Origin of the sequence: Agreia sp. Leaf244 (genome assembly GCF_001422695.1) — a bacterium.
In the GTDB taxonomy this organism is placed as follows: Bacteria; Actinomycetota; Actinomycetes; order Actinomycetales; family Microbacteriaceae; genus Agreia.
Window position 1 is genome coordinate 64,585 of the sequence record NZ_LMLX01000003.1, and the last position, 19,634, is coordinate 84,218.

Here is a 19,634-nt window from a genome sequence, read left to right on the forward strand (position 1 = left end):
TGGGCAGCGCACAGACAGCGCTGAACCTCGATCGATAGAGTGACGTGAATATGGATTGGAACGCATTCTGGACCGGCTTCAACGAGTTCATGCTCGTGTGGGGCACTCCCATCAACGTCGTGATCATCATCGTGCTCGCCTTCGTGATCCGGCTGGTGCTGATCTTCGTCATCAAACGCGTCGTGCAGCAGGTCGTCTCCGGCGTCAAGAAGAAACAGAACGTGCAGGACACGCAGGCGCTGATCGCCTCTCCCCTGGCCGCGGTGCGGGTGGTGCAGCGCACGCGCACGCTCGGCACCGTGCTGACGAACATCGTGAACGTCACGGTCGTCGTCGTGACGTTGATCCTGATCGTCACCACGATCGATCCGAACATCATCGGCTCCCTCGCGATTCTCACGGCGGCCCTCGGTGCGGGACTCGGCTTCGGGGCGCAGAACATCGTGAAGGACGTGCTCAACGGGCTCTTCATGGTGATGGAGGACCAGCTGGGCGTCGGTGATGTCGTCGACCTCGGGCCGGCCACCGGCGTCGTCGAGGCCGTGGGCATCCGGGTCACCCAGGTGCGCGACGTGAACGGCACGCTGTGGTTCGTGCGCAACGGAGAGATCCTGCGCGTCGGCAACATGTCGCAGGGCTGGGCCCGGGTCATCATCGACCTCGCCGTGCCCTACGACACCGACGTCGACGCCGTGCAGCAGAAGATGCTCGAGACCGCCGTCGAGCTGGCCGCCAACCCGAAGTACCGCAGCCTGATCATGGAGAAGCCGGAGATCTGGGGTCTGGAGTCGATCTCGGCCGAGGCCCTCGTCATCCGGCTCGTCGTGAAGACCCGCACGTCGTCGAAGGACACGGTCGCCCGAGAACTGCGGATGCGCCTCAAGCGCGCGCTCGACGAGATGGACGTGCGGCTGCCGGCCCTCAACAGCATCGTCCTCTCGGGTTTCGAGGGCGCAGCCAGCGTCTCCGGAGCCCGCACTCCGAAGACCAAGCCGGTTCCCCTCACGACCAGTGTCGACGAGAACACCACGAAGTCCGGCGAGACGGGCACGCGCCCGCCGAGAGCGACCCGGGCGCCCAAGAGCACGGAGAACTGACATGTCGATCCCCTCGGAACCGTCGCCGATCACCCTGCGGGTGTCGCAGAACGGCGACTCGGCGCTCTCCCGATCGTTCTACGACGAGGTCGGGGGGCGGGCCACGTTTGAGAAGCTCGTGCGAGCGTTCTACGCCGGCGTCGCGACCGACCCGGTGCTGGTCGAGATGTACCCGGAGGAGGACCACGAGGGTGCCATCCAACGCCTGACGGGGTTCCTCGAGCAGTACTGGGGCGGACCGGGAACCTACAGCGAGGAGCGCGGCCACCCCAGGCTGCGCATGCGGCACATGCCGTTCAAGGTCAACCCGGATGCCCGCGACCGCTGGCTCGCCCACATGCGCGTCGCGGTCGATTCGCTCGAGCTTCCGCCCCTGCAGGACGCTACGCTCTGGGGATACCTCGACAGGGCGGCGCACGCCATGGTCAATACCTTCGAGGAGTAGCGGGGCGCACAGCGGCCCTGAGCACACGGCCCGCGAGCATACGAGACGAAGGAGTCTTTGTGTCATCGACCAGAAGCGACGCGATCATCGTCGGGGCAGGCCTCGCCGGCCTCGTCACGGCATCCGAACTCATCACCGCGGGCAAGCGGGTGACCATCGTCGAGCAGGAGCCCGCCGCATCCCTCGGCGGGCAGGCCTGGTGGTCGTTCGGCGGACTGTTCCTCGTCGATTCGCCCGAACAGCGCAGGCTCGGCGTGCACGACTCCGCCGAACTGGCCCGCCAGGACTGGTTCGGCAGCGCCGACTTCGACCGCGAGGAGGACGCGTGGCCCAGAAAGTGGGCCGAGGCCTACCTCGAGTTCGCGGCTGAGGAGAAGCGCGCCTGGCTCCATTCCCTGGGCGTGCGGTTCTTTCCCGTCGTCGGCTGGGCCGAGCGCGGGGGTTACACGGCCAACGGCCACGGCAACAGCGTGCCCCGGTTCCATATCGTCTGGGGAACCGGTCCGGGTGTGCTCGCCCCCTTCCTGCGCATTCTCGAGGACGGGATCGCGCGCGGCCTCGTGACGATGCTGCACCGGCATCGCGTCGACGAGCTCGTCACGAGAGACGGCTCGGTCGTGGGCGTCCGCGGCTCCGTGCTGGTCGACGACGACGCAGCGCGGGGCGCGTCCAGCTCGCGGGAGGTGGTCGACGACTTCGAGCTCGAGGCCCAGGCCGTCATCGTGACGAGCGGCGGCATCGGCGGCAACCACGAGCTGGTGCGCGCGAACTGGCCCGAACGGCTGGGCACTCCCCCGGCGACGATGCTCTCCGGGGTTCCGGCGCACGTCGACGGGCGCATGCTCGCCATCTCCGAATCGGCAGGCGCCCAGCTGATCAACGGCGATCGCATGTGGCATTACACCGAGGGCATCACCAATTGGGATCCGGTCTGGCCGTCGCACGGCATCCGGATTCTGCCGGGGCCGTCGTCGCTCTGGCTGGATGCGACCGGACGGCGGCTGCCCGTGCCCCTGTTCCCCGGATTCGACACGCTGGGCACCCTCGAGCACCTGCGCACGACCGGATACGACCACAGCTGGTTCGTGCTGACGCAGAAGATCATCGAGAAGGAGTTCGCCCTGTCGGGCAGCGAGCAGAACCCCGACCTCACCGACAAGAACCTGCGACTGCTCGCGAAGCGCGTCGCGCCGGGCGCTCCGGGGCCCGTTGAAGCCTTCAAGCGCAAGGGCGTCGACTTCGCCGTGGCGCCGACCCTGCCCGAGCTCATCGAGTCGATGCAGGCCCTGTCGCCGCCCGGAGTCCTCGACGGCGCGCGCGTCGAGAGCGAGGTTCTCGGTCGCGACAGGGAGATGGCGAACGACTTCACGAAAGACGCGCAGGTCAACGCGATCCGCGGCGCCCGCCGTTACCGGGGCGACAGGCTGATCCGAGTCGCGACGCCGCACCGCCTGCTCGATGCCAAGGCCGGCCCGCTGATCGCCGCGAAGCTGCACGTGCTCACCCGCAAAAGCCTGGGCGGCATCGAGACGAACCTCGCGGGCCAGGCCATGGATGCGCAGGGTCGGGCGATTCCCGGCCTCTACGCGGCGGGCGAGGCGAGCGGGTTCGGTGGCGGAGGCATGCACGGCTATCGCTCGCTCGAGGGTACCTTCCTCGGCGGATGCCTGTTCTCCGGACGCCAGGCCGGTCGCGCGGTCGTGGCGCAGCTCTGAGCGCCGCTCAGAGCGTGAGACAGGGTCAGCGGGTAAGGACGTGCCCGCGGCGGGTCGAGACGCGCGTCCAGGCACCCGACACGAGGATGCGGGCGGGCTCGTCGGTGCGCAGGAAGCCCAAGCTGTCGGCGGCGAGACCGACGCCCGCGGGAATCGGGGGGACGACATCCGGAATCGCCCGACCCCACACCTCGGCCCGCACCTTGTGCACGAGCTGCTCGCCCGTGTCGGGCGGCAACGCGGCGGCGACCTCGGCCACGCCGGCTCTGGCCGCGGCCTCGAGCACCGGTGCCGGCACTTCTCCGACCGGAAGCCAGCCGCCCCGGGGCGGAGAGATGCCGACCCACGCCGGCGAGGACTCGGGCGGCGGAATGAGCACGCCGATGGGTCCGTCGTCGGCGTTGACGGTGACCGAGAGCAGGGCGAGCCGATCGAGCAGCTGGCGGGCCGACACGACCACGTCGAACGACGCGGTCTCGGCCAGGGCGAACGTGCGGAGCCCCAGCACGGTGGGAGCGTTGTCGAGGAGCCCCCGCGGGTGCAGCACGGGCGCGTACACGGCCAGCACACCGGATCCGCCGATGAGACGCACCCCGCCCTGGTCGAGCCTGGCCGCACGGCCGAGGAACACTTTGAGGTCGCCGAGCGACGGCGAATCGACGAGCGCGAATGACTGAACCATCTCGCTGTCTAAACTACTTCACTGGGAACCCCGATATTGGAGGCCGCATGACCGACGAAATCCGTGCTACGCCGTTGGAAGGGCTTCTCACGGCCCTCGACCTCACCGACACCGGCGCGCGCACGAACGAAGACATCTTCACAGGACCGTCGCAGTGGATGCCGCAGGGTCGCGTCTTCGGCGGACAGGTGCTCGCGCAGTCGATCACCGCCGCCATGCGCACGGTCGACGAGGAGCGGGTCGTGCACTCGATGCACGGGTACTTCCTGCGCCCGGGCGATATCGACAAGCCCATCACCTTCGCCGTCGACCGCATCCACGACGGACGCTCGTTCGCGACGCGGCGCACGCAGGCGTACCAGGACGGCATCCCGATCCTGTCGCTCATCGCCTCGTTCCAGACCGAAGACGAGGGACTCGACCACCAGATCGACATGCCCGCCGGCATCCCGCAGCCCGAGGACATCCCCAGCACGGCGGAACGGCTGGCGGGCATCGACCACCCCGTGGCTCGATTCTGGGCGACCGAGCGCCCCTTCGACATGCGTCACGTCGACTCGCCGATCTACCTCTCGGTCGAAGGCGAACCCGTCGGCCACCAGGCAGTCTGGATGAAGACGCTGGGCGCCCTGCCCGACGACCCGAACCTGCACCGCGCCGCGCTCGCCTATGCGAGCGACTACACGATCCTCGAGCCGATCTACCGCCGGCACGGCATCGCGTGGGTGACCCCGGGCCTCAAGACCGCGAGCCTCGATCACGCCATGTGGTGGCACCGCTTCGGTCGCGTCGACGAGTGGATGCTGTACGTGCAGGAATCGCCGAGCGGCCACGGCGGGCGCGGGCTCTCACTGGGACGCATCTACTCGCGCGACGGTGTGCTGCTCGCCAGCGTCGCCCAGGAGGGCATGGTGCGCGTTCCGGCTAGCGGGCGCGCTTCGTGAATTCGACCGGCGCGTCGAGATAGGGCTCCCACGCGGCACGTTCGACATCGTTGATGCGCCGCGGACGCTGGGTCGTGGCGTCGACCAGCACGATCGTCGTCGCGGCCCGGGTGAACAGCACATGCGGTTCGACTCCGACCGGGCTGCACACCTCGTAGCAGACCTCGAGGCTCGCCCCTCCGAGCCGTCCGATCCACAGCTGGATGTCGACGGGCTGTCTCAGATAGGGCACCGGCGCGAGATACTCGATCTCCTGGCGCGCGATCAGCGTGAGCGTGTCGGAGCCGGGACGCCCGTCGAGCACCGCCGTCGATGCGCCCGCCGCGGACTCTACCGCTCCCGGGTCCGGTGTCCAGAACGCCTCGATGCGCGCCTCTTCGAGGAGGCGCAGCATCTCGGCGTTGTTGACGTGTCCGTAGGCGTCGAGATCGGACCAGCGCAGGCGGATCGGAACGTGCAGGCGCATCGAGACCGTGCTCAGTCGCGGGTGAGCTTGCGGTACGCCGACCTGTTCGGCTTCGCCGCGTCCGGACCGAGTCGCTCGATCTTGTTCTGCTCGTAGGATTCGAAGTTGCCCTCGAACCAGTGCCAGTTCGACGGCGCCTCTTCGGTGCCCTCGTAGGCGAGGATGTGCGTGGCGATGCGGTCGAGGAACCACCGGTCGTGTGTGATGACCACGGCGCAGCCGGGGAACTCGAGGAGTGCGTTCTCGAGGCTCGACAGGGTCTCGACGTCGAGGTCGTTCGTCGGTTCGTCGAGGAGCAGGAGGTTTCCGCCCTGCTTCAGTGTGAGCGCCAGGTTCAGGCGGTTGCGCTCTCCACCCGAGAGCACACCGGCCTTCTTCTGCTGGTCGGGGCCCTTGAAACCGAACTGCGACACGTAGCCGCGCGACGGGATCTCGGTCTTGCCGACCTGGATGTAGTCCTGCCCGTCGGACACGACCTCCCACAGCGTCTTCTGAGGGTCGATTCCGCCCCTGTCTTGGTCGACGTAGGAGATGTCGACCGTCTCGCCGATCTTGAGGTTTCCGGAGTCGAGGGGCTCGATTCCCGTGATCGTCTTGAAGAGCGTGGACTTGCCGACGCCGTTCGGGCCGATGACGCCGACGATGCCGTTGCGCGGCAGGGTGAAGCTGAGGCCGTCGATCAGCACGCGATCGCCGAAGCCCTTCTTGAGGTCTTTGGCGTCGATGACCTGCGAACCCAGTCGCGGGCCGACGGGGATGACGAGTTCTTCGAAGTCGAGTTTGCGCGTCTTCTCGGCCTCCGCCGCCATCTCCTCGTAGCGGGCGAGGCGGGCCTTCGACTTGACCTGGCGACCCTTGGCGTTCGATCGCACCCATTCGAGCTCGCTCGAGAGCCTCTTTGCGAGCTTGGCGTCTTTCTTACCCTGCACCTGCAGGCGCTCCTGCTTCTTCTCGAGGTAGGTCGAGTAGTTGCCCTCGTAGGGGTAGAGCTTGCCCCGGTCGACCTCGGCGATCCATTCGGCGACGTGGTCGAGGAAGTACCTGTCGTGAGTGACGGCGAGCACGGCGCCCGGGTACTTCGCGAGGTGCTGCTCGAGCCAGAGCACGCTCTCGGCGTCGAGGTGGTTGGTGGGCTCGTCGAGAAGGAGGAGGTCGGGCTTCTGGAGGAGCAGTTTGGTGAGGGCCACGCGGCGCTTCTCACCACCGGAGAGGTTCGCGACGCTGTAGTCGCCGGGCGGCGTACGGAGCGCATCCATCGCCTGTTCGAGCTGGGAGTCGAGATCCCACGCGTCGGCGGCGTCGATCTCCTCCTGCAGCGTGCCCATCTCCGCGAGGAGAGCGTCGAAGTCGGCGTCGGGCTCGGCCATCGCGAGGCCGATCTCGTTGAAGCGGTCGACCTTCTGCTTGATCGGGCCCACACCCTCCTGCACGTTCTCGAGCACCGTCTTGGTCTCGTCGAGCTCGGGCTCCTGCATCAGGATTCCGACGCTGAAGCCGGGGGTCAGACGAGCCTCGCCGTTCGACGGCGTGTCGAGTCCGGCCATGATCTTGAGGATCGTGGACTTTCCGGCACCGTTGGGGCCGACGACACCGATCTTCGCGCCCGGCAGGAACGCCATCGTGACGTCGTCGAGGATGAGCTTGTCTCCCACGGCCTTGCGGGCGCGGACCATCGAGTAGATATATTCGGCCATTCGACCAGTCTATGGTCTCTTCGCGTCGACCGAATCGGGTCAGAAGTCGATGGGGCGCGTCTGGCCGATGAAGCATTTGCCCGTCGAGAGCGGCGCAGCGATGATGCTGGTGTACCCGCCGACGGTGCCCCACTGGCCGATGATGCATGCGTCTGGCGCACGCACGGAGAACTGCACGGAGTCGGCCTTGACGCCTACCGTTGTGATGTCGGGCGTCAACTCCATGACCTCGACGACGAAGCCTCCGGCGCGAAGCGAGTTGATGAAGGCCGGGCCGTCGGGCTGTCCGCCGGCCGCGGCGATGGCCTGGTTGTTGAGGTAGTCGAAGTACGGCTTGTTCTCGGCGGCCGTTCCGTTCGGCACGAGCGCCGGCGGCGGCGCGTCGGATGCTGTGGGTGTCGGAGTCTCGGACACCGCAGGGGCACTCGACGCGGCCGTGGACGTCGGCGTGGACTCCGGAACGCACCCCGTGAGGACGAGGGCGAGAGCCCCCGCCGCCAGGACGGCGGCCACTGCTGTCGCGCCTCGTCGTCGTGTTCCGGTGCTGCCGGTCGCCGTGCGCGTCACTATGCCCTCTTTCGCTGTGTCCCCCGTATGCCCCCACCGATTCTAGGTGAGGGCTTCCGGGAGGCTGCAACGGCACGGCGGATTCACCGGTTCGTCGCACGAATCAGAAGGGGACCTTCTCCTCCTCGGCGATCTCGGAGACCGAATCGTCGTTCTGCTCCGAGGCGGGCGTCTCATACGAGGCCTCGTCGCTCGCGACCGGGGTCGACCAGACGTCGTGCCCGGCGTCGTGCCCGGCGTAGGACGAGTCCGCGGCCGACGGATCGGGCTCTGGACCGGTGTCGCCGACGGAGCCGCCCGACTCGCCGACCGGTGCGGCCGCCTTCAGCCGGGTGAAGTGAGACACCCCGAACGCGAGGTCGTGGCCGATGGAATCGACATCGACCTCGATGGCGGTGCCGCGCTTGTCGCCGCTGGTCCAGTTGCGCACGCGAAGCCGCCCCGTGAGCACGATGTGGTTGCCTACCTGGAGCGAGTTGGCCACATTGTTGGCCATCCACCGATAGGCGTTGACGGTGTACCAGTTGGTGTCGCCATCGACCCAGGTCGAGGTGGCTCGGTCGAATCGCCTCTGGCTCGAGGCCAGACGGAAGTTGGTGACCGTGAGGCCGGTACTGGTTCGAACGTTTTCGGGTTTCGTTGCCACGACGCCTGTCAGCGTCACCGTGTCTGTCACGTCATTCTCCTTGTCTCGATGGATGGGCCGGCGCGAGACCGGCACTCGTGCCAGTTGATTCCGGCCTCGCACCGGTTGCACCAGAATCGCTCCCTCGCACGGCGTACGGCGGCGGGATCCGAGATCTGTGCACAGCTCGCGCTTCGTCGGACCGGAGGAGGAGAGGTCGACTCGTCTCACCCGTGCGCGTGCCCTACGGTGTATCCGTGACCTACAACGCCGAGGACAGCCGCTACGACTCGATGCAGTACAACCGCACGGGGCGCAGCGGCCTGAAACTGCCCGCCCTCTCTCTGGGCCTCTGGCACAATTTCGGGGACACCAGGCCCCGGCAGACGCAGCGCGACATCGTTCACCGGGCCTTCGACCGCGGCGTCACGCACTTCGACCTCGCGAACAACTACGGACCGCCCTACGGCTCAGCCGAGGCCAACTTCGGACGCATCCTCGCAGACGACCTCGCCTCCTACCGCGACGAACTCGTCATCTCGTCGAAGGCCGGATACGACATGTGGCCGGGTCCGTACGGCGATTTCGGCTCGCGCAAGTATCTGCTGGCCTCCCTCGACCAGAGCCTCGGCCGTCTCGGCCTCGACTATGTCGATATCTTCTACCACCACCGTCCCGACCCCGAGACGCCGATCGAGGAGACCGCCGCCGCCCTCGCCACCGCGGTGGCCCAGGGCAAGGCACTCTACGTGGGCGTCTCCAACTACTCCCCCGACGACACGCGCCGCATGCACGCGGCGCTGGCCGAGCATCGGGTGCCCCTCCTCATCCACCAGCCTCGCTACTCGATGTTCGACCGTCACATCGAGCACGAGGGGCTTCTCCCCGTGCTCGACGAGCTCGGAATCGGAGGCATCGTCTTCTCCCCGCTGGCGCAGGGCCTGCTGACGAACCGCTACCTCACCGGATCGGTCCCGGAAGGATCCAGGGCGGCGACCAGCCGGTTCCTGCCCGAGTCGCGAATCGACGAGGGCTACCTGTCGCGGGCGCGAGCGCTCGACGCCGTCGCACGGGACCGCGGGCAGACCCTCGCCCAGCTCGCACTCACCTGGGTGCTCCGCCAGCCCCAGGTGACCAGCGCGATCATCGGCGCATCCAGCGTCGACCAGCTCGACCAGAATCTCGACGCCCTGCAGGCCGATCCGCTCAGTGCTGCCGAGCTGGAGCTGATCGAGCCGCACGCGGTGCACGGCACCGGTCTCTGACGCGGCACTGTCGGTGGCTGGTCCTAGCCTCTTCTCATCACGAGAATGCCGGGCCGGCGCGAAGACAGGAGCAGCAATGATCAGCACATCCACCACCACTGCGTCCACCACCACCGCGACGTCGCTTATCGCCCTGCGACCGGGCTTCTGGCGGGTGGTGCACCCCGCCGGTCACGTGCTGGGGTACATCGAAGAGGTCAGCTCGGGCGCGGCACACCAGTTCTCCGCGCGCCGACTTGTGGCGAACACCACCCGGCTGGTCGACATCGGCGATTTCTGGTCATTCGAGAGCGCTCGAGCCTGCTTCGCCTGATCGATGCACCACGAATAGATCTCTCCTCGGCTCGTCGCGACGGCCTGCCCACGATCTTCGACGTAGTCTTCGCCTCATGGAATGGTGGAACGACTTCGCAGACTGGTTTACTTCGAGCGACGGACGCTTCGTCGTGTCGGGCATTGTGCTGCCCGCTGTGGCGATCATCGTGGCCGCGCTGCTCGGGGCCTGGATCGCGAGCAGCTCGATCAAACGGCTGCTCGCCAAGCACGACCGCGAGATCAAGGTGGCGGCGATCGCCTCGCTCATCGACTCGGCCCAGCAGGCCTCCGTGTGGAACTCGCTGACGCCGCAGGAGCAGATCATGTCCGACCGCGCCGTCGGGCAGGCCGACATCCAGATCCGGCTCCTCCCGATCAAGGGGTCCGCCGTCGCTGCCGACTGGGCCGCCCATTCGCTTGCCGACATGCGACGCAACTCCGCCACCTTCGGCTACCAGGTCGAGCCCGCGGTCATCGAGTTCCGAGACCGTCTCATCGAATGGCAGGAACGCCCCGGCCGCAGCCGCAAGGTCTTCCAGGGCGACCTCGATCGCTGGAGGGCCGAGGACGACGACGCCGAGAGGCAGCTCCTCCGCCAGCAGGAGGAGTGGGTCGCCCAGCAGCACCACGAGCAGCACAGCCGTCCCGAGGCCGAGGCGACGACCGTCATCACGCCGACCGCACCGGCAGCGACCGCGCGCATCGAGGCCCCGATCGAGACGCCCGAGCAGCAGGCCGCGCGCGACGAGACGAAGCGCGTGCTCGAGAATCTGAACGCGGTCGAGCGCCACGTCGAGTCCCGAGACGACGGCACGACGCCGCCTCCGGTCAACGCCTTCCCGCCGCGTCGGGCGTCAGAGAACGACTAGACATCACACCCGGCTGACGGCAGCGTCCGTCAGTATCCCGAGAAGGCGTCGGTGACGATGCGGCGCACCTTCAGCCGGCGCAGTGCGGTGCGAACCGCGCCCACGAGCCGCGGCGGACCGGAGACGAACGCGATTCTCTCGCGCACGTCGGGCACCTGCTCTTCGATGAGCTCGCCTGTCAGACGGCCCGAGCCGGCGTAGGTCCAGCTGTCGGTGAGGGACTCCGGCTCACGGGGCGCGACGAGCACGACCCGCACGCCCAGTCGCTGCAGGGCATCGGAGTAGGCGAACTCCTCGTGCGCCCTGATGGCGTAGACGAGCACCAGGTCGCGCGAGACACCCGCCGCAGCGTCGTGCTCCAGCTGGCTGATGAACGGCGTGATGCCGATGCCGCCGGCGACGAGCAGTACCGGCTTCGATGCATCGCCGGGAAGCAGGAAATCGCCCGCGACGAGGTTCGCCCGCACAGACTGCGACGGCTTCAGCGACGCCAGCGCGCGTTTGAAGCTCGACGGCGATTCGCCCATGCGTACTCCAACACGGACCTCGTGCGGGTTGCTCGGAGCGGACGCGATGCTGAACACCCGTCGCGTTCCCGACGAGTCGGCGCCGGAGTGGGGAATCGAGAGCTCGATGTACTGCCCGGCCCGGAACGACACCGGCCGCTTCGACGAGAAGACGAACTCCGTCGTCGAGGGGGTGAGCTTCGTCGCGCGTTCGAACGACAGCGACAGCCCGCGGCGCTGTCCGACGAGGAACGCCAGCAGATTTCCGACGACCAAGGCGAGCTCGGGGCTGCTGTACAGCGGGCCCACCGAGAAGGGAATGGAGAAGAGCAGCGCGACGATGCCGGCGAGCACGAGCCTCTGCCACAGGCGTGGCGGCAGAGTCAGCGGCTCGCTGAGCATGAACCCGGCCAGGAACACGAGCGGGGTGGATCCGAGAGCGTAGACGAGGGCGTCGGGCAGGGCGAGTCCGAACGAGGACTGCACGATCGTCACGACCACGGTGGCCAGCACGATGAAGGTGAGGCCCATCGGAAGCTGGCGAGTGCGGTAGAGCACGAGAAGGGCGCCGATCGCGACGGCGGGCAGCAGCACGGGTGTGCCCACCCACCAGACGGATGCGTTGAGCCCGGTCAGCGTGATGATGACGGCTCCGATGGCGGCCGGGTTGAAGATGTGGCGTCCGCGCCAGGCGAGCACGTACTTCGAGGCCACCGCGATCGCGGCGACAAGGGCGACGGTCAGCAGCTCCTGGCCGTCCGTCGTGGGGAAGAACAGGAAGAACAGCAGGAGTCCGGTGATGATCGACGACTCCGTGTGCGGCCTCACTCGGAAGAGCAGGGCCATGACGCGGTTGGCGACGACGCAGGAGACCAGGACGGTCGCCAGAGTCGCCAGCAGCGCGAGCGGCTCGAAGCCGAGAACGCCGACGAGACTCTCGACGAGCGCCACGAGCACGATCGCGGCCAGCGCGAGACTGACGAGGCGATACATCTGAACCTTGCCCAGCAGGGCATCCAGTCGAGCCATCAGGAGAAGACCTCTCCCCGCAGAGTGCGGGATCGTTCGGCGATTCCGTTCGAGTGCATGCGCACCCAGTCGAAATCGAAGTGGGGGGCCAATCGGGCGGGCGGAACGAAGAACAGGGCGGTGGCGAGGCCGTCGGCCAGGAGCCCGTTCTTCGCGATCGCCCAGGTCGCGATGATGTCGGATGTCGGTGCGCCCGTGCGTCCGTCGAGAATGTGGTGCAGACCTTCGCCCCACACGCGGCGGTTCGAGCCGGATGCGCACAGGGACTCGTTCCCGAGTGTCACGACCCCGATCGCCTTGCTCGGGTCGAAGGGATGCTCGAGGCCGACGCGCAGGGGCTCACCCCTGTTCACGAGGTCTCCGCTTGCGTCGATGACGAAACTCTCCACGCCGGAATCCACGAGCACCTCGGCGACGAGGTCGATGAGGTATCCCTTGCCAGCCGCGCCCACGTCGATGACGGTGGGAGCGGTCGTGGTAACGCTCGCGCCTACTCGGCTGACCGCATCCGGCCATCGCGCAGGAACGACCCGACCGGGCCCGGCCGTGAGGCTGTAGGCGCTGTCGTAGCCGAGGTGCTCGAGCGAACGGCCGACGAGCGGCGTCACCGCTCCCTCGCTGACCTCGTCGAGCAGGTCGTAGAGGTCGAACAGCTCGGCCGCGTCGTCGGGAAAGTCGACCGTTCCCGGAGCCTCGGCCAGCCTCGCGACGAGGGAGTCGGGGCGGAACCGCGAGTATGCACGGTCGAAAGCCTCGACACGGCCTCGCACCCGATCCCCGACGAGCCCTGAGAGCTCGTCGGGGGTGTCGATCTGCCAGGCCGTGCCGATTCCTTCGAAACGGAGATTAGACGGCGGCATCGGCCTTGATCTGGTCGACGGCGTCGTTGAAGCCACCGCTCGTCAGAGATGAACCGGCCACCTTCGACACGGAGATGTCGTCGATGCTCTTGCCGACGACGACGGCAGCGATACCGTCGGCGAATTCGCCCTGGTACTTCTTGCCGTTGGGGTTCGTGGATTCGGGGGTGACCGTGACGGCCGTGATGACGTCATCGGCGAGGGTCAGCGAGACGGAGACGTGCTCCTCGCCGCCCGGCGAGGTGTACTCGCCCTCGGCCGAGTACTCGCCGTCGGCGTAGACCGACGACCCTGCGGCAGCGGGGGTGGACTCCGTCGAGTCGGTGCCCGCCTCGGTCGAGCTTGTGGGTGTAGCGACGGGCGTGCTCGCCGAATCGGTGCTTGCGGCCTCGGTCGAGCAACCGGTGACGACACCGAGGAGCGAGAGTCCGGCAAGGGCGGTGACAGCGGTTTTCTGGTGGCGGGTGATCATTGTTCTCTCCATCAGTCGGGATGTACACGGCAAGTACGTACGTCTTAGACCCTAGGGGCGTGACTCTTGCGGCTTCTCTGTGAGGACTGTGGAAATCCTGAGAATAGTTGAAGCGACAACTAATGAGCCGAACTCATGGTTGTCCACACGGCGACGAATAAGGTGCCCCCGGTAGGAATCGAACCTACGACCAAGAGATTAGAAGGCTCTTGCTCTATCCACTGAGCTACGGAGGCGTGCGCGCCACGACGGCGAGGCGCTTCTACGATAGCGCGTCAGGCTGTGACGAGCGCGATGATGGCCACGACGAGGGAGACCGCAGCGAGCAGCAGCGAGACGCCGATCAGAACGGCGTGCACCTTGAGGAAGGTCGTCGCCCTGCCCGAGGAGTCTCGCGCCCGGGGATCCTTGCTGATGCGTGCATAGAACCGCGGCCACACGAGCGCGTTCCAGAGGGCGTTGACCAGAAGCAGGATGGCGAGAGTGATGATCATCGCGTCCATCCTACGATTCTCAGCACACGGATAGGATTGCGCATATGGCTTCACTCACGGATCGTCTCGTCTGGATCGACTGCGAAATGACGGGACTCGACCTCAGCGTCGATGAGCTCGTCGAAGTGGCCGTCGTCATCACCGATTTCGACCTCAACATCATCGATCCCGGGTTCGCGATCGTGATCAAGCCCGATGACTCGGCGCTCGAGAACATGAACGACTTCGTGCGCGACATGCACGCGTCCAGCGGTCTCGACCAGGAAATCCCGAACGGCGTGAGCCTGGCAGAGGCCGAGTTCCAGGTGCTCGAGTACATCCTCAAGTACGTGCCCACCGGCCAGCAGGCACCGCTCGCCGGAAACACCATCGGCACCGACCGCGCATTCCTCGCCAAGTACATGCCGCGCGTCGACGGCCACCTGCACTACCGCAGCGTCGATGTCTCGAGCATCAAAGAACTCGTGCATCGGTGGTTCCCCCGGGTGTACTACAACGCACCGAAGAAAGACGGCGGCCATCGCGCCCTCGCAGACATCCTCGAGTCGATCCGCGAGCTCGGCTACTACCGCAAGGGCGCCTTCGTGGCCGAGCCCGGACCGGCCACCGACGACCTGAAGCAGCTTTCCTCGACGATTGTGCGCGAGTTCGCCGCCGGTCTGTAGTAGAGTCTTCTTCTGTCGCTTCGATGAGTTCTCGTCGAGTGGCACATGGTGGATATAGCTCAGTTGGTAGAGCGCTGGCTTGTGGAGCCGGATGTCGCGGGTTCGAGCCCCGTTATTCACCCCAGAGAGAAAGGCCCGGGTCGATCACGATCCGGGCCTTTGTCGTATCCCGCGCGTATCAGTCCGAAGGAGAGCCCTCCGTGCACGACATCGACGCCGAGCAGTTCGAGGCGCTCGTGGTGGCCGAACTCGATCTCCTGCCCGACGACATGATCGACGGACTCGAGAACGTGGTCTTCGTGGTCGAGGACAGGCCGGAGGACGGCTCCCTCGACCTGCTGGGCCTCTACGACGGCGTCGCGCTGACGGAGCGGGGGCAGTACGGATTCGGCGAGATGCCCGATCGCATCGTGCTCTACCGCGAGCCGCTGCTCGAACTCGTCGACGACCTCGACGAGCTGAAGGAGCAGATCCACGTGACCCTGGTTCACGAGATCGCCCACTTCTACGGCATCGACGACACCAGACTTCACGAACTCGGCTGGGGCTGACCGGCGATCCACCGACACCCGGTTAGCCTTGGCCCATGGCTCGATCAGCGGCATCACGAATCAACCGGGCTCTGGGCATCGCGCTCGTGGCCATCCTGATCCTCGCCATCGGGCTGTACGGGCCGGCGACGCTCGTGGGTCCGCTCCCCCGCACCGAGGCCGTGATCGACGACGCCTCCGACATCGTTCCGACTCGCGGCGCGCCGACCGTCTCGCAGAACGGCGCGAGCGCGATCGCCACGGCCGACGGATCGGTGCTGGCATCCGGGGGCGACACCGCTGCTGTTCCCCTGGGAGGCGTGACGAAGGTGATCACCGCTCTCGTCGTGCTCGACGAGAAGCCGATCGAGGCCGGCAAGCCGGGGCCGTCGATCGTCGTGACCGCGGAGGACTACGCGGGCTACGTCACCTACATCTCCGAAGCGGCGCGCTCGATCTCGCTCATCGCCGGCGAGACCTGGACCGAGCAGCAGTACCTGCAGGCCATGCTGCTGGGTTCGAGCAATACCCACGCCGATGCGCTCGCACGGTGGGCGTTCGGGTCGGTCGACGACTACGTCGTGGCCGCGAACGCCTGGCTGGCCGCGAACGGATACCCGGGCACGACCGTGGTCGACGCGACCGGACTGGCCGAGGGATCACTGGGCACGGCATCCGACCTCGCCGCCCTGGCGTCACGCGCCTTCGGCGACCCCGTGATCGCCGACATCATGAGCCGCGACAGCGTGGTCGTCGCGGGCAATCGGCCGGTCGCCAACGTCGCGGCATACCGCGCCGAAGACGGCATAACGGGCCTGTCGCGCAGCTTCACCGACGCGGCGGGGCTGTGCTTCCTGTTCCGACTGACCGTCGGCACGGGCGACGACGCCGTCCCGCTGTACGGCGCCTTCCTGCGCGAACCCGATTACGAGACACTGGATGGCGACCTGACGACGCTCGTCTCGAGCGCGGCCGAAACACTCACCGAGACGGTGCTCGTCGCCGAGGGCGACGAGCTGGTGACGTACACGACCCCCTGGGGCGACGAGGCCCACGGGGTGGCCGTGACCACGAAATCCGAGCTGATCTGGTTGACGACACCGGTCACGAAGACGATCACGGTGGAGCCGGTGACGACGGCGGCCAAGGGGACGCGCGTCGGTCAGGTGACGTTCCACACGCCCACGGGAGACGTGACCGTGCTGCTCGAGCTCGACAGGCGCATAGCCGATCCGGGGCCGGTCTGGCGAATGACCCATCCGGCTCCCGTGATCGACGCCTTCATCCGATCTCGAACCGACTCCGAGTAGGGGCCGGTTGCGGGCGGTACGACCCTAGTGGTCGTCTCCGATGTCGCCCGTGCGAACGGTGGGATCGGAGTCAGCCGCGTCGAAGGAGTACTTCACGGTGAGGTGGCCTTCGACCTCCTCGGTGTCTCCCGACTCGTACCAGAACGTCGACTCGAGGCCTCCGACGGCGCCGAGCGCGGGGAACCGCGTGTCGAACTCGCCGTCGATGAACGCGCGCTCCTCGGTCTGTCCCTCGAGGGGACCGTCCAGGTACAGGGCTGTGTAGGTTTTCTCAGTCATGGCTCCACCGTAAACCGTCAGGCTGCATTCAGCTCTCAGCCGCGGCCGTGTGCGAAATCTGCTAGGACCCGTCGAGCCTGAGGTCGGCCCACGACTCGGGAGATTCGCGAGCGACGAACGACTCCCACTGCCGCTGCCACTCGTCCCAGTGCGGCTCGTACGTCTCCCCGTCGCGCTCCAGGGCCCGTCGTTTGCGCACCTCGTCCGGCGCATCCAGCCAGATCCGCACGTCTGCGAGCCGCGCGTTCGCCCGGGTGAGCACTCCGCAGCCCTCGATCAGAAGCGGGCGATCCGGGTCGACCTCGTGCCATTCGGCCGGAGCGTCGGCGCTCCAGTCGAAGCGTTGCCAGCGTGCGGCCCTGTGATCGGCGAGAGGTTCGAGAATGAACCGCTGCACATGTTCTCCCGCCGCACGGAGGCCGCCCCACCCCGGGTAGATGTCGTCGAGCCGCACGAGCTGCGGCCGCACGGGACCCGGCCACCCGGCCACCAGCCGATCGGCGAGAGTGCTCTTTCCGGCTCCGCTGGGGCCGTCGAGCAGAACGACGTTGCGAATGCTCATCCGACGATGAAGTTCCAGGTTCCGAAGACCACCGCGACGGTGATCGCGATGGCGGCGATCGCCGCGCCGATGGCGATCAGGGCGATCTCGCGCCATCCGAACACCGACTCCCGCGCCCAGGTGCGCGGCGTGTCTCCCCCGAAGCCGCGGGCCTCCATCGCGGTGGCGAGCTTGCTGCCGCGTCTGATCGACAGCACGAGGAGCGCGAAGGCCTGCGACAGAAGGCGACGGATGCGCCCCCGGTCGCCCACCCCCCTGGCTCGACGGGCGAGCTCGAGTGAGCGCCAGTCGTCGAGGAACAGCCCCACGAGCCGGAGGCCCGCGAGCGCGCCGAGCACGAAGCGGCTCGGGAGATGCCAGACCTGGGCGAGCCCGTCTGCGAGGTCGGTCGGGTCGATGGTCACGAAGAGCACGATGGCGGGAAGGCCGATCGCCAGCACACGCAATGCGGTGGCGATGGCCAGCGAGACCGATCCATCGGTCACGTGGATCAGGCCGAACTCGACGTAGGTCTGGCCCGAGGGCTGCCCGTAGAGAAGCGTGGTGAACCCGGCGGTCGGGGCGGCGATCCACACGGGGATCGTGCGGAACAGGAACTGGCGGACGCTGAGGCCGGCCCACACGAGCAGCACGCTCTCGAGCACGAGCGCGGTGGCGGCGGAGAGCCAGTCGATGGTGAGGATGAGCGCGAAACCCAGCAGGAACGCCGTCGCGAGCTTGGCCACCGGGTTGATCCGGTAGATCGCCTGGGGTCCCGCCGTCGGGGTGAGGATGCTCACGTCAGCCTCACCTCGTCATCGGCCAGAGCGGCCACGAAGTCGGCGTCGTGGGTGACCGCGACGATCGACTGGCCCTGGTCGAGGAGGCCGGCGAGAAGCGAGACGAGCTCGCGCCAGGTTCGCGAATCCTGTCCGAACGTCGGCTCGTCGAGCACGAGCAGTTTCGGCCTGGTCGCGAGCACGGTGGCAACAGACAGCCTGCGCTTCTCTCCACCCGACAGCGTGAAGGGATTCGCGAGGGCCAGGTGGTCGAGCCTCAGACGCTCGAGCAGCTCGTCGACGCGGGCGTCGACCTCCACGTCGCTCAGCTCGAGGGCCCTCGGGCCCACCGACAGCTCGTCGCGGACCGTCGCCGAGAGGAACTGGTGCTCCGGGTCCTGGAACACGGTGCCGATGCGAGTGAGCAGGTCCTTCGAGCGCCAGGAGATCGGCGAGGCGGACTTCAGCGGGCCAGCCAGAGCGCGCGTCGCAGATACGGCTCCGGAGTCGGGACGGAGGAGACCCGCGAGAGTGAGGGCCAGAGTCGACTTGCCCGCTCCGTTTGGTCCGACGATGGCCACGGCCCTGCCCTCGTCGAGGCTGATGTCGAGGCCGTCGGCGATGCGCGAACCGCGCACGCGCGCGATGCCCAGCCCCGTGGCATCCAGCAGGCGCTCGCCAGAGGAGGCCACCCGGCGCTCGGTGAAGCGAGGGGGGAACTCGGGAATCCACACTCCCGACGCGCTGAGCTCGGCGCCGCGGTCTCGCAGCACCCGACGCGGATCCCCGTCGGCCAGCACTCCCCCGCCGGGCGCGAGCACCACGACCCGGTCGACGATGTCGCGCCACACCTCGACCCGGTGCTCGATCACGATCAGGGTCGCACCGGTCGAGGAGGCGACCCTGGCCACGGCGTCGCGCACCTCGGCGACGCCCTCGGGGTCGAGGTTGGCCGTGGGCTCGTCGAGCAGGATGAGGCCGGGCTGCATGGCGAGCACGCCCGCGAGCGCGAGCCGCTGCTTCTGTCCGCCCGAGAGGGCGGAGGTCGGGTGATCGAGCGGGAGGTCGAGCCCGACCGCATCGAGCGATGAGGCGACGCGCCGCCAGATCTCGTCGCGGGGCACGCCGAGGTTCTCGCAGCCGAAGGCGACATCGTCGCCGACGCGGGCGAGAATCACTTGCGAGTCCGGATCCTGCAGAACGAGGCCGGCGATTCCGCGGGCGCTCGTTGCGCGCCGCCCGGACACCAGCAGCTCACCCCTCTGCTCGCCCTCGTCGTCTCCGCCGATCACGCCGGCGAGGGCGTGCATCAGCGTGCTCTTGCCGGCCCCCGATGCACCGAGCAGCAGGACGCGCTCGCCGGGGTCGATCTCGAGGTCGAGCCCGTCGACGGCCCAGGCCTTGCGCGACGCGTGCCGCCACCCCCAGCCGCGCGCCGAGACGGCGGCGGGGGGCTGGGGGGCGAGCGTCATGTCGTGAATCCGG

The 19,634-nt window shown here is 67.6% G+C and carries 23 protein-coding genes and 2 tRNA genes; 11 read left to right on the forward strand and 14 right to left on the reverse strand.

The window, feature by feature from the left end:
* Positions 1-50 precede the first annotated feature (50 nt).
* From ASF06_RS10280 to ASF06_RS10290, 3 genes are read left to right on the forward strand one after another with little or no spacing between them, the layout of a single operon-like run.
* Positions 51-1,097 (forward strand): mechanosensitive ion channel family protein, encoded by a 1,047-nt coding sequence (locus tag ASF06_RS10280; RefSeq protein ID WP_157439157.1) that lies wholly within the window; start codon positions 51-53, stop codon positions 1,095-1,097.
* A gap of 1 nt (position 1,098) precedes the next feature.
* Entirely contained in the window at positions 1,099-1,542 is a 444-nt protein-coding gene (locus tag ASF06_RS10285; protein WP_082480259.1) for a globin, read from the forward strand.
* 59 nt (positions 1,543-1,601) lie between these two features.
* On the forward strand, positions 1,602-3,257 hold the full coding sequence (locus tag ASF06_RS10290) for an FAD-binding dehydrogenase (RefSeq protein ID WP_055946577.1): 1,656 nt from the start codon (positions 1,602-1,604) through the stop codon (positions 3,255-3,257).
* A 25-nt stretch (positions 3,258-3,282) separates the two neighbouring features.
* Here the strand turns inward: ASF06_RS10290 and ASF06_RS10295 are convergent, their stop codons facing one another.
* Positions 3,283-3,939, reverse strand: coding sequence for a hypothetical protein (locus ASF06_RS10295; RefSeq protein WP_055946580.1), 657 nt, complete (start codon positions 3,937-3,939; stop codon positions 3,283-3,285).
* Positions 3,940-3,986: 47 nt separating this feature from the next.
* Here ASF06_RS10295 and ASF06_RS10300 point away from each other — a divergent pair, with 47 nt between their 5' ends.
* Positions 3,987-4,883 (forward strand): acyl-CoA thioesterase, encoded by an 897-nt coding sequence (locus ASF06_RS10300; protein ID WP_055946583.1) that lies wholly within the window; start codon positions 3,987-3,989, stop codon positions 4,881-4,883.
* Here the strand turns inward: ASF06_RS10300 and ASF06_RS10305 are convergent.
* The 4 genes from ASF06_RS10305 to ASF06_RS10320 form a co-directional block, all read right to left on the reverse strand.
* Positions 4,864-5,349, reverse strand: a complete 486-nt coding sequence (locus ASF06_RS10305; protein WP_055946586.1) for an acyl-CoA thioesterase — start codon at positions 5,347-5,349, stop codon at positions 4,864-4,866. The two genes, ASF06_RS10300 and ASF06_RS10305, sit on opposite strands and share 20 nt — an antisense overlap.
* 11 nt (positions 5,350-5,360) lie before the next feature.
* On the reverse strand, positions 5,361-7,043 hold the full coding sequence (ettA, locus tag ASF06_RS10310) for an energy-dependent translational throttle protein EttA (RefSeq protein ID WP_055931718.1): 1,683 nt from the start codon (positions 7,041-7,043) through the stop codon (positions 5,361-5,363).
* 39 nt (positions 7,044-7,082) lie between these two features.
* On the reverse strand, positions 7,083-7,610 hold the full coding sequence (locus ASF06_RS10315) for a DUF6993 domain-containing protein (RefSeq protein ID WP_235497277.1): 528 nt from the start codon (positions 7,608-7,610) through the stop codon (positions 7,083-7,085).
* 103 nt (positions 7,611-7,713) lie between these two features.
* The gene (locus tag ASF06_RS10320) at positions 7,714-8,286 is read right to left on the reverse strand and encodes a single-stranded DNA-binding protein (protein WP_055946589.1); all 573 of its coding nucleotides are present in this window, start codon (positions 8,284-8,286) and stop codon (positions 7,714-7,716) included.
* 206 nt (positions 8,287-8,492) lie between these two features.
* Here ASF06_RS10320 and ASF06_RS10325 point away from each other — a divergent pair, with 206 nt between their 5' ends.
* The 3 genes from ASF06_RS10325 (at position 8,493) to ASF06_RS10335 (ending at position 10,684) form a co-directional block, all read left to right on the forward strand.
* A complete protein-coding gene (locus tag ASF06_RS10325) occupies positions 8,493-9,500 on the forward strand; it encodes an aldo/keto reductase (protein ID WP_055947211.1) in 1,008 nt (335 codons plus the stop codon).
* Positions 9,501-9,576: 76 nt separating this feature from the next.
* Positions 9,577-9,813 (forward strand): hypothetical protein, encoded by a 237-nt coding sequence (locus ASF06_RS10330; protein ID WP_055946592.1) that lies wholly within the window; start codon positions 9,577-9,579, stop codon positions 9,811-9,813.
* Between the two features lie 76 nt (positions 9,814-9,889).
* Positions 9,890-10,684 carry a hypothetical protein gene (locus tag ASF06_RS10335; protein ID WP_055946594.1) on the forward strand — a complete coding sequence of 265 codons (795 nt, stop codon included), beginning with the start codon at positions 9,890-9,892 and terminating at the stop codon, positions 10,682-10,684.
* Between the two features lie 29 nt (positions 10,685-10,713).
* Here the strand turns inward: ASF06_RS10335 and ASF06_RS10340 are convergent, their stop codons facing one another.
* From ASF06_RS10340 to ASF06_RS10360, 5 genes are all read right to left on the reverse strand, one after another.
* A complete protein-coding gene (locus ASF06_RS10340; RefSeq protein WP_055946597.1) occupies positions 10,714-12,219 on the reverse strand; it encodes an FAD-dependent oxidoreductase in 1,506 nt (501 codons plus the stop codon).
* Positions 12,219-13,079, reverse strand: a complete 861-nt coding sequence (locus ASF06_RS10345) for an FAD:protein FMN transferase (RefSeq protein ID WP_055946600.1) — start codon at positions 13,077-13,079, stop codon at positions 12,219-12,221. The genes ASF06_RS10340 and ASF06_RS10345 overlap by 1 nt, the downstream gene beginning before the upstream one ends.
* Positions 13,066-13,551, reverse strand: coding sequence for a hypothetical protein (locus tag ASF06_RS10350; protein WP_055946603.1), 486 nt, complete (start codon positions 13,549-13,551; stop codon positions 13,066-13,068). Before ASF06_RS10350 ends, ASF06_RS10345 begins: the two co-directional genes overlap by 14 nt.
* Before the next feature lie 163 nt (positions 13,552-13,714).
* Positions 13,715-13,787, reverse strand: a tRNA-Arg gene (locus ASF06_RS10355).
* Positions 13,788-13,826: 39 nt separating this feature from the next.
* Positions 13,827-14,045 (reverse strand): SCO4848 family membrane protein, encoded by a 219-nt coding sequence (locus tag ASF06_RS10360; protein ID WP_055947212.1) that lies wholly within the window; start codon positions 14,043-14,045, stop codon positions 13,827-13,829.
* A 44-nt stretch (positions 14,046-14,089) separates the two neighbouring features.
* Between ASF06_RS10360 and orn the strand changes: the two genes are divergently transcribed.
* The 4 genes from orn (at position 14,090) to ASF06_RS10380 (ending at position 16,550) form a co-directional block, all read left to right on the forward strand.
* Positions 14,090-14,710: an oligoribonuclease gene (gene orn / locus ASF06_RS10365; protein WP_055946609.1), complete on the forward strand. Its 621-nt coding sequence runs from the start codon at positions 14,090-14,092 to the stop codon at positions 14,708-14,710.
* A gap of 48 nt (positions 14,711-14,758) precedes the next feature.
* Positions 14,759-14,834 (forward strand) — tRNA-His (locus tag ASF06_RS10370).
* Positions 14,835-14,910: 76 nt separating this feature from the next.
* On the forward strand, positions 14,911-15,261 hold the full coding sequence (locus tag ASF06_RS10375; RefSeq protein WP_055931691.1) for a metallopeptidase family protein: 351 nt from the start codon (positions 14,911-14,913) through the stop codon (positions 15,259-15,261).
* 35 nt (positions 15,262-15,296) lie between these two features.
* Positions 15,297-16,550: a D-alanyl-D-alanine carboxypeptidase family protein gene (locus tag ASF06_RS10380; protein ID WP_055946612.1), complete on the forward strand. Its 1,254-nt coding sequence runs from the start codon at positions 15,297-15,299 to the stop codon at positions 16,548-16,550.
* Positions 16,551-16,574: 24 nt separating this feature from the next.
* Here the strand turns inward: ASF06_RS10380 and ASF06_RS10385 are convergent, their stop codons facing one another.
* From ASF06_RS10385 to ASF06_RS10400, 4 genes are all read right to left on the reverse strand, one after another.
* Positions 16,575-16,829, reverse strand: a complete 255-nt coding sequence (locus tag ASF06_RS10385; protein ID WP_055931685.1) for a hypothetical protein — start codon at positions 16,827-16,829, stop codon at positions 16,575-16,577.
* A gap of 61 nt (positions 16,830-16,890) precedes the next feature.
* Positions 16,891-17,391, reverse strand: coding sequence for an AAA family ATPase (locus ASF06_RS10390; protein WP_055946615.1), 501 nt, complete (start codon positions 17,389-17,391; stop codon positions 16,891-16,893).
* Positions 17,388-18,170 (reverse strand): energy-coupling factor transporter transmembrane component T family protein, encoded by a 783-nt coding sequence (locus ASF06_RS10395; RefSeq protein WP_055946618.1) that lies wholly within the window; start codon positions 18,168-18,170, stop codon positions 17,388-17,390. The genes ASF06_RS10390 and ASF06_RS10395 overlap by 4 nt, the downstream gene beginning before the upstream one ends.
* Positions 18,167-19,621, reverse strand: coding sequence for an ABC transporter ATP-binding protein (locus tag ASF06_RS10400; protein ID WP_082500870.1), 1,455 nt, complete (start codon positions 19,619-19,621; stop codon positions 18,167-18,169). Before ASF06_RS10400 ends, ASF06_RS10395 begins: the two co-directional genes overlap by 4 nt.
* Positions 19,622-19,634: the final 13 nt, after the last annotated feature.

Coding starts and splice junctions, on each gene's coding strand:
- ASF06_RS10280 (WP_157439157.1), top strand. CDS start 51: ATGGATTGGAACGCATTCTGGACCGGCTTCAACGAGTTCATGCTCGTG.
- ASF06_RS10285 (WP_082480259.1), top strand. CDS start 1,099: ATGTCGATCCCCTCGGAACCGTCGCCGATCACCCTGCGGGTGTCGCAG.
- ASF06_RS10295 (WP_055946580.1), bottom strand. CDS start 3,939: ATGGTTCAGTCATTCGCGCTCGTCGATTCGCCGTCGCTCGGCGACCTC.
- ASF06_RS10300 (WP_055946583.1), top strand. CDS start 3,987: ATGACCGACGAAATCCGTGCTACGCCGTTGGAAGGGCTTCTCACGGCC.
- ASF06_RS10305 (WP_055946586.1), bottom strand. CDS start 5,349: ATGCGCCTGCACGTTCCGATCCGCCTGCGCTGGTCCGATCTCGACGCC.
- ettA (WP_055931718.1), bottom strand. CDS start 7,043: ATGGCCGAATATATCTACTCGATGGTCCGCGCCCGCAAGGCCGTGGGA.
- ASF06_RS10330 (WP_055946592.1), top strand. CDS start 9,577: ATGATCAGCACATCCACCACCACTGCGTCCACCACCACCGCGACGTCG.
- ASF06_RS10335 (WP_055946594.1), top strand. CDS start 9,890: ATGGAATGGTGGAACGACTTCGCAGACTGGTTTACTTCGAGCGACGGA.
- ASF06_RS10340 (WP_055946597.1), bottom strand. CDS start 12,219: ATGGCTCGACTGGATGCCCTGCTGGGCAAGGTTCAGATGTATCGCCTC.
- ASF06_RS10345 (WP_055946600.1), bottom strand. CDS start 13,079: ATGCCGCCGTCTAATCTCCGTTTCGAAGGAATCGGCACGGCCTGGCAG.
- ASF06_RS10350 (WP_055946603.1), bottom strand. CDS start 13,551: ATGATCACCCGCCACCAGAAAACCGCTGTCACCGCCCTTGCCGGACTC.
- ASF06_RS10360 (WP_055947212.1), bottom strand. CDS start 14,045: ATGATCATCACTCTCGCCATCCTGCTTCTGGTCAACGCCCTCTGGAAC.
- orn (WP_055946609.1), top strand. CDS start 14,090: ATGGCTTCACTCACGGATCGTCTCGTCTGGATCGACTGCGAAATGACG.
- ASF06_RS10380 (WP_055946612.1), top strand. CDS start 15,297: ATGGCTCGATCAGCGGCATCACGAATCAACCGGGCTCTGGGCATCGCG.
- ASF06_RS10385 (WP_055931685.1), bottom strand. CDS start 16,829: ATGACTGAGAAAACCTACACAGCCCTGTACCTGGACGGTCCCCTCGAG.
- ASF06_RS10390 (WP_055946615.1), bottom strand. CDS start 17,391: ATGAGCATTCGCAACGTCGTTCTGCTCGACGGCCCCAGCGGAGCCGGA.
- ASF06_RS10400 (WP_082500870.1), bottom strand. CDS start 19,621: ATGACGCTCGCCCCCCAGCCCCCCGCCGCCGTCTCGGCGCGCGGCTGG.